Below are 8,424 nucleotides of genomic sequence, written 5' to 3'. Positions count from 1 at the left end.
GCGGCCCGCGCTGCATGAGCATGCCCTTCTGGCGCGAGGACCTCTAAGGTTTTAACGGTTCCGGTGCGGTCCCCCTACAACCGCACCGGTTTCGCCCGTCAAACGGGCACCACTTTTTAGTAATTCACTTTTTCGAAAGGAAACGAACCATGGGTGTTAACCTCTCCGGCCGTAGCTTCCTCAAGCTCCTCGACCTCACCACCGAGGAGATTGAGTACCTGCTCAAGCTCTCCAAGAACTTCAAGGACATGAAGCGTGCTGGCGTTCCGCACCGCTATCTCGAGGGCAAGAACATCGTCCTGCTCTTCCAGAAGACCTCCACTCGTACCCGCTGCGCCTTCGAGGTCGGCGGCATGGACCTGGGCATGGGCGTTACCTACCTCGATCCCGGTTCGTCCCAGATGGGCAAGAAGGAGTCCATCGAGGACACCGCTCGCGTTCTCGGCCGCATGTATGACGGCATCGAGTTCCGCGGCTTTGCCCAGGACGACGTCGAGGAGCTCGCCGCTAAGTCCGGCGTACCCGTGTGGAACGGCCTGACCACTGAGTGGCACCCCACCCAGATGCTCGCCGACATCCTGACCGTCCAGGAGAACTTCAACTACGACATCAAGGGCAAGACCCTCGTCTTCATGGGCGACTGCAAGAACAACGTCGCTCGCTCCCTCATGGTTGTCTGCTCCAAGCTCGGCATGAACTTCGTGGCCTGCGGCCCCGAGGAGTGCATGCCCGCTGACGACGTCATCGAGGCCTGCAAGCCCATCGCCGAGGCCAACGGCTGCACCATCAAGCTGACCACCGACGTCAAGGACGGCGTCACCGGTGCCGACGTTCTCTACACCGACGTTTGGGTCTCCATGGGCGAGCCCGACGAGGTCTGGGCCGAGCGCATCGCTCAGCTCACCCCGTATCGCGTTACCTCCGAGGTCATGGCTATGGCCAACCCGGGTGCCATCTTCCTGCACTGCCTGCCCAGCTTCCACGACACCAACACCACGATTGGCGCCGAGAAGTGCGAGCAGTTCGGCATCACCGAGCAGGAGGTCACCGACGAGGTCTTCGAGAGCCCCGCTTCCAAGGTCTTCGACGAGGCCGAGAACCGCATGCACACCATCAAGGCTGTCATGTACGCTACGCTCAAGTAAGAGCATCTAGCATCTCGCTCGGGGTGCATTGCTGCGCACCCCGAGCGCTTTTGACTGGTAAAAATCTCGCATCGAGCGACATGCACGGCACGGAAGAGCCGCTTCGGGCGAGATCAGTAATTGATTTATGAAGGGGGGATGAGAACTATGACTGAGACCGCTAAGAAAAAGCGCGGTATGCCTTCATCGTTCACCATTCTTCTTGCTCTGCTGGCAATCGTCGCGGTTGTTACCGTTATCGTCTCTGGTACGTCCGGTGGCGCGGTTACCGCTGCCCGCTTGAGCGATTTCTGCACCGCCCCGGTCAAGGGCTTCGCTGACGCTCTGCCCGTCTGCCTCTTCGTTATGATCCTCGGCGGCTTCCTCGGCATGATGACCGAGACCGGCGCCCTGGACAACGGCATTGCCGTTCTGGTGCAGAAGCTTAAGGGCAATGAAATCATGCTCATTCCCGTGCTGATGCTCATCTTCTCTCTCGGTGGTACCACCTATGGTATGTGCGAGGAGACCGTTCCCTTCTACGCCCTGCTCGCCGCCACCATGATGGCTGCTGGCTTCGACCCCATGGTCGGCGCTGCTACCGTCCTGCTCGGCGCTGGCTGCGGCTGCCTCGGCTCCACGGTTAACCCGTTTGCCGTCGGTGCTGCCGTTGACGCTCTGACTGGCGTTGGCATTGAGGTCAACCAGTCCATCATCATCGGCCTCGGTGCCGTCCTGTGGATTGTTACCACTGTTATGTCCATCCTCTTCGTTATGAGCTATGCCAAGAAGGTCAAGGCTGACAAGGGTTCCACCATCCTTTCGATGCAGGAGCTCAAGGACGCCGAAGAGGCTCACGGCAAGGCTGCTTCCGAGGTTCACAAGGAGGTCAAGCTCACCGGTCGTCAGAAGGGTGTTCTGATCGCCTTTGCCTTCACCTTCGTCGTCATGATCGTCGGCTTCATCCCGCTGGCCGACCTCAATGAGGGCGTCGCCAACTTCTTCGATGCTGGCGCTGTCTATGACGCCGACGGTAATGCCATCGTTCAGGGCTGGTCTGCCCTGATCACCGGCCTGCCCATTGGCCAGTGGTACTTCGACGAGGCTTCCACCTGGTTCTTCCTCATGGCTGTCCTGATCGGTATCATCGGCGGCCTGTCCGAGAAGCAGATCGTCAACACCTTCATCACCGGCGCTGCCGACATGATGTCCGTTGTCCTCGTCATCGCTCTTGCCCGTGGTATCTCCGTCCTCATGGCTAGCACCGGCCTCGACGTCTACGTCCTCGACGCTGCCGCCAATGCTCTGTCCGGCCTGTCCGGCGTGATCTTCGCCCCCATGAGCTTCTTGGTCTACTTCGGCCTGTCCTTCCTGATCCCCTCGACCTCCGGCATGGCCACCGTCTCCATGCCCATCATGGGACCGCTGGCTGTCAAGCTCGGTTTCTCGCCCGAGGTCATGGTCATGATCTTCTCCGCCGCCATCGGTGTCGTGAACCTGTTCACCCCGACCTCCGGCGCCATCATGGGCGGTCTTGCTCTGGCCAAGATCGAGTGGACGACCTGGCTCAAGTTTGCGCTTAAGCTCATCGTCGCTCTCTCCGTCGTCTGCGCCGTCATTCTGACCGTCGCTTGCGTGATGCTCTAAGTACCCCTTGGGTACCCCACGGAAACCATGACGATCCTATAACGGATCACCTGGTCATCGTCTGTCCGGTGGGGTAACCCCACCGGTAGACTCCTACCTTTAGCCCCCTCCCGTTCCGTGCACGGGAGGGGGCGCTCTTGTGTTCCGGCGTTTTACCAAACGCCGGAACCACTCGACGCTGCAAGCCCGCCAGAGCGGCAATCTGACGTTCAATCGTCGGGCATGGCCAAAAGGCCTATGCCCTCCTCTTTCACGTCACCTTGCTCGCTCTGGCGGGCTTTCGCTGACTTTGCCTCTTCCTGCGACGTTTCTATTGTTGGTGCAAGGTGGTGCCGTCCCAAATAGACCACCCGGGTTCCTTGCGGTTGCGTGGTGGCGTGTTTGGTTGGTGCCTGTTGGTGGCCAGGCCCTTGCGAGGGGCAGGCTCCGTTATAATCGCCTAGAACATTAAATGGAAACGGGACGGGAGCCATACATGCGCCAGGGTTTCGACAACGCGAAGTATATCGAGCTGCAGGCCGCTCATATTAAGGAGCGCATCTCGCAGTTTGGCGGCAAGCTGTATTTGGAGTTTGGCGGCAAGCTGTTCGATGACTATCATGCCAGCCGCGTGCTGCCGGGTTTTGAGCCGGACAGCAAGTTCCGCATGCTCAAAAGCATCGCCGACGATGTCGAGGTTATCATCGCGATCAACGCGAACCACATCGAGAAGAATAAGGCCCGTGGCGACCTGGGCATTACCTATGACGAGGACGTTTTGCGCCTGGTCGACCTGTTTCGCGGCAACGGTTTTGCTGTCGCGGCCGTGGTTATCACCCAGTACGCCGGCCAGCCCGCCGCCGATGTGTTCCGTAATCGCCTGAACGCGCTCGGCATTCCCGCCAAGCTGCACTATCCCATCGAGGGCTATCCGCATGACGTCGACCTGATCGTGTCCGACGACGGCTATGGCAAGAACGAGTTTGTCGAGACCACCCGTCCGCTCGTCGTCGTGACGGCGCCCGGCCCTGGCTCGGGCAAACTCGCCACCTGCCTGTCTCAGCTCTATCACGAGCACAAACACGGCACCGCTGCCGGCTACGCCAAGTTCGAGACGTTCCCGGTCTGGAATCTGCCCCTCACGCATCCGGTCAACATCGCCTATGAGGCCGCCACGGCCGACCTCGACGATGCCAATATCATCGACTCCTTCCACTTGGAGGCCTACAACAAGACCACGGTCAACTACAACCGTGACGTCGAGGCTTTCCCGGTGGTCCGTGCCCTGATGGAAAAGATTCTGGGGGAGAGTCCCTACCAGAGCCCCACCGACATGGGTGTCAATATGGTCGGCTTTGCCATCACCGATGACGATGCCTGTCGCGATGCCTCCAAGATGGAGATCGTCCGCCGCTACTTTTCTGCGGTCGAGGCCGTGCGCCGCACCGGCGTGGGCGATGAACAGGTTGATCGTCTCAAGCTCATTATGAAAAAGGCCGGTATCGACAAGAATTACTCGCCGGCACGCTCGGCCGCCCTTACCAGGGAGCAGCTGACGGGTGGCCCCGTAGGCGCCATGGTCATGCCCGACGGCTCCGTGGTGACCGGTAAGACTTCCACGCGCCTGGGCGCTGCGAGCTCGCTCATCATGAACGCGCTTAAGCATGTCTCGGGCGTTGACCTTGAGCTCGAGGTCATTAGCGATGAGGCGATCGAGCCCATCAGCAAGCTCAAGACGCATTTCCTGGGTAGCAAGAACCCGCGCCTGCACACCGACGAGACGCTTATGGCGCTCTCGATTACCTCGGCAACGAGCGAGACGGCGGCCCGCGTCCTTTCGGGCCTGGAGCAGCTGCGCGGCTGCGATGCCTTCTTTAGCGTGATCATCTCGCCGACGGACGAGACGGTGTTGCGCAAACTGGGCATCAACGTGTGCTGCGAGCCCAAGTTCGAGCGCCGTGGTTTCTTCCACCGCTAAGCCTGGATAAATTGGTCCGAAAGGGGCGCATCGGGCATGCATTCGGTGCGCCCCTTTTATCAACAAAGCTACCGTTTAACCTAAAATTAGCCCGTTTACCTGCCTATAAGCGATTTGGACGGTATACAATAACCCTAATTGTTTCATCCTTTTGCGGGGATGCCGCATGATGGATGTTGCCGGCCATCATGGGGTGTGCCGGTCGCGCACGGTGCAAGTGATGCCCGTGCTCGGTTTGAGGAGGCTGCTATGGCGGGCAAGGGTCGTGCGAGTGTCAACGATATGAAGCGTGTCGAGGTGCAGGTGCTGATGGAGATCGCTCAGCAATCCGAAGACAACGGCGGATTTTATGGCTTTTCGCGCAAGACGCTTGCCGAGCGTGTGGGGGTGTCCCCGTATCGCGCCCGCGCGGCAATTGAACGCCTGGAATCCGAAGACATCATTGAGGTCGTTTCGCGCTACAGCGACGACGGCGGCCAGCTCGCAAATGGTATTTGTCTCACGGAGCGTGGCGAGTGGTATCTAGAGGGCATCCGTGCCGGTATGCTCGCGCAGGACTTAATCAAGGACGAATTCGCCGATCGATAACAGCGCGCATCCATAGTGGAAACGACGCCGCCTGGGCAACCGGACGGCGTTTTGTTTCAAGATTGAGAAATGCAATCGCACGCGAGAAAAATTGCGGACGGTCCGCGGCGCGAGTATTACAATGAAGACCCGTAAGATGTGGATAAACAACTTCTACGGGAAGCGCAGGTAACTCAATATGACCAAGCATGTGTTCGTAACCGGTGGCGTGGTTTCGTCCCTGGGCAAGGGTATCACCGCGGCCTCGCTGGGCCGTCTGCTCAAGTCGCGTGGCTACAAAGTAACGATGCAGAAGGCCGACCCGTATCTGAACGTCGACCCCGGTACCATGAGCCCGTTCCAGCATGGTGAGGTCTTTGTAACCGAGGATGGTTACGAGTCCGACCTGGACCTGGGTCATTACGAGCGCTTTATTGATGAGAACCTGACCCGCGATTCCAACTTTACGACCGGTGCCATCTACAAAAGCCTAATCGCCCGCGAGCGTCGCGGCGACTTTTTGGGCGGTACCGTGCAGGTGATTCCTCACGTCACCAATGCCATTAAGGATAAGTTCCGCCGCATCGAAGAGCAGACCGGCTCCGATGTAGTCATCACCGAGCTGGGCGGCACGATCGGCGACATCGAGTCCCAACCGTTTGTCGAGGCCATTCGTCAGTACCGCAAGGAGGCCGGCCCCGAGAACGTCTGCTACATCCACGTGTCGCTCGTTCCCTATATCGCCGCCGCCCACGAGGTCAAGACCAAGCCCACGCAGCATTCCGTCAAGGAGCTCCGCAGCTTTGGCATCCAGCCTGATATTATCGTGTTGCGCTCCGACCACCATATCGATGACGCTATCCGCGGAAAGATCGCAAGCTTCTGCGACGTCGACACCGATTGCGTCTTTACCAACGAGGACTGCGCGAGTATTTACGATGTTCCGCAGCTGCTTGCCGAGCAGGACTTTGACCTGCGTATTTGCGAGCGCCTGGGCCTGGACCCGCGTGAGCGCGACATGAGCGAGTGGAATGAGTTCCTGCGTAAGCAGAACCATGCCAATCATCACGCCGATAAGGTTAAGATTGCCGTCGTGGGTAAGTACACGCAGCTGCCCGATGCGTACCTGTCGGTTATCGAGGCCCTGCACCATGCGGGCGTCTTCTACGATCGCCATGTGGACGTCCAGCTGGTCGACGGCGAGAGCCTCGACGAGCAGAATGTCTCCGAGGTTCTGGGCGACGCCTCGGGCATCCTGGTCCCCGGCGGCTTTGGCAAGCGCGCCCTGGAGGGCAAGATCCTCGCGGCCGAGTTTGCCCGTGAGCACAAGATACCGTATCTGGGCATTTGCCTGGGTATGCAGGTCGCCGTGTGCGAGTTCGCCCGCAATGTCGTTGGCCTTGCCGGTGCCAGCTCCTCCGAGTTTGATCCGGACGGTCCGTATAGCGTCATCGATCTGATGAGCTCGCAGGAGGACGTGACCGAGAAGGGCGGCACCATGCGCCTGGGCGCCTATCCGTGCAAGCTCGCCGCCGATACCCTTGCTCGCGAGGCATATGGCGAGGAACTCGTCTACGAGCGTCACCGTCACCGCTTTGAGTTCAACAACGCTTTCCGTGACCAGCTCGAGGACGCCGGTTTGGTTATCTCGGGTCTGTCGCCCGACGAGCGCCTGGTCGAGATGGTCGAGCTGCCGCGCGACGTTCATCCGTGGTATGTGGCAACCCAGGCTCATCCCGAGTTCAAGAGCCGCCCGACCAACCCACAGCCGCTGTTCCGCGAGTTCGTGCGCGCTTCGATTGGCCAGCACGAGGGTGTCGACCGTCTGCAGGTGACGCCCATGAACCTCGCTACGGACTAAGGGTGCCGGCGAATAAGGAACATACCGAAGCTACTCCCTCGTCGCTCGCCGTGGCGGCGGGGGAGTATCTCGATTACCTCGCGGTCGAGCGGGGCTTGGCGCGCAACACGATTGCGGCCTATCGTCGTGACCTGACGACGTACTGCGCCTATCTGGAGCGGGCGGGTATTGTGTCTGTTGAAGAGGTGACCCGTCAGATCGTGGAGGGCTTTGTCGCCGACCGTCGCGATGGGGGCTATTCCGACGCCTCGGTGGAGCGCGCGCTTGCTGCCGTGAAGGGCTTGCATGCCTTTTTGGTGCGCGATGGGGCCGTGGCCCAAAACCCGACGGCGGCGTTGCGCCTGCCTAAAAAGGCTGAGCGTTTGCCGGAGTATCTATCGGTGGAGGATGTCTCGGCACTGCTCGATCAAGACTTTCCCGAGGGCGAGATGGGACTGCGCGACCATGCCATCTTGGAAGTGCTCTACGGATGCGGTTTGCGTGTGAGTGAGCTGGTTGGGCTCGATGTGGGCGATATCCATATTGACGATGGCTTTGTACTCGTTCGCGGTAAGGGCTCAAAGGAACGCCTGTCCCCACTGGTGGGAAGCGCGGCGCGAGCTCTGACGCTCTATGTAACTGAGGGACGTTCTCGCTTGGCGGCTCATGCCCGCGGAACCGAGACCTCGGCGGTCTTTTTAAATAAGAACGGACGTCGCCTGTCGCGCCAGGCCGTGCATGCGATATGCGAGCGGTATGGGCGTCAGGTGGGGCTGGTGGGGCTCCATCCCCATACCTTGCGCCACTCCTTTGCCACCCACATGCTCGCGGGCGGTGCCGACCTGCGTGTGCTGCAGGAGATTTTGGGCCATGCCGATATTTCGACCACGCAGGTCTACACGCATGTCGACCGAACGCAACTGACCGAGGTCTATCTGGCGGCGCATCCGCTAGCACATCGCTAGCACCTCGCTGACCTGCATATTTATAAATACTAAAGGGGCCGGGCCCCAGATTGCTGAGACGCACTTTTGCGCGCAGGGGCAATCTGGGGCTCGTCCCATTTTTCGCTAGACACCGACGCGGCGGTGGGCCGTGTGTACCGTGGGTGGGGGAGTTTGGGGGCGATGTGAACAGCGTGTAAAGGGACGTAAAAATCGCCTCAAGGTCAACTTGAAGGTTGAGGTTCGCGGGCGTGGTTCTACAGGTGGCATCCCGCCTTTGCTGCAAACACAACATATTGTGTTTTCGAACATATGCTCGGGGGTGTTTTACAACATATTGGGGGT

Annotated in this window: 6 protein-coding genes; all 6 read left to right on the top strand. The window is 59.7% G+C overall.

Annotation, left to right across the window (positions count from 1 at the left end; genetic code table 11):
- Window positions 1-149 precede the first annotated feature (149 nt).
- The 6 genes from argF to xerD all read left to right on the top strand — a co-directional run bounded on the left by argF (window position 150) and on the right by xerD (window position 8,100).
- Window positions 150-1,145: an ornithine carbamoyltransferase gene (gene argF, locus DXC67_RS09850; RefSeq protein ID WP_117584234.1), complete on the top strand. Its 996-nt coding sequence runs from the start codon at window positions 150-152 to the stop codon at window positions 1,143-1,145.
- 138 nt (window positions 1,146-1,283) lie between these two features.
- Complete coding sequence (locus DXC67_RS09845) at window positions 1,284-2,771, top strand: YfcC family protein (protein WP_369831371.1); 1,488 nt, start codon at window positions 1,284-1,286, stop codon at window positions 2,769-2,771.
- Between the two features lie 475 nt (window positions 2,772-3,246).
- Window positions 3,247-4,728 carry a DUF1846 domain-containing protein gene (locus tag DXC67_RS09840; RefSeq protein ID WP_117638233.1) on the top strand — a complete coding sequence of 494 codons (1,482 nt, stop codon included), beginning with the start codon at window positions 3,247-3,249 and terminating at the stop codon, window positions 4,726-4,728.
- Between the two features lie 249 nt (window positions 4,729-4,977).
- On the top strand, window positions 4,978-5,316 hold the full coding sequence (locus tag DXC67_RS09835) for a hypothetical protein (protein ID WP_117638232.1): 339 nt from the start codon (window positions 4,978-4,980) through the stop codon (window positions 5,314-5,316).
- Between the two features lie 178 nt (window positions 5,317-5,494).
- Window positions 5,495-7,156 carry a CTP synthase gene (locus tag DXC67_RS09830; RefSeq protein ID WP_006234274.1) on the top strand — a complete coding sequence of 554 codons (1,662 nt, stop codon included), beginning with the start codon at window positions 5,495-5,497 and terminating at the stop codon, window positions 7,154-7,156.
- A gap of 2 nt (window positions 7,157-7,158) precedes the next feature.
- Window positions 7,159-8,100, top strand: coding sequence for a site-specific tyrosine recombinase XerD (gene xerD, locus DXC67_RS09825; RefSeq protein WP_199410729.1), 942 nt, complete (start codon window positions 7,159-7,161; stop codon window positions 8,098-8,100).
- Window positions 8,101-8,424: the final 324 nt, after the last annotated feature.

This window comes from Collinsella sp. TF07-1 (genome assembly GCF_003437235.1).
Classification (GTDB): domain Bacteria; phylum Actinomycetota; class Coriobacteriia; order Coriobacteriales; family Coriobacteriaceae; genus Collinsella.
This window is presented reverse-complemented; position numbering and strand designations above follow the sequence as displayed.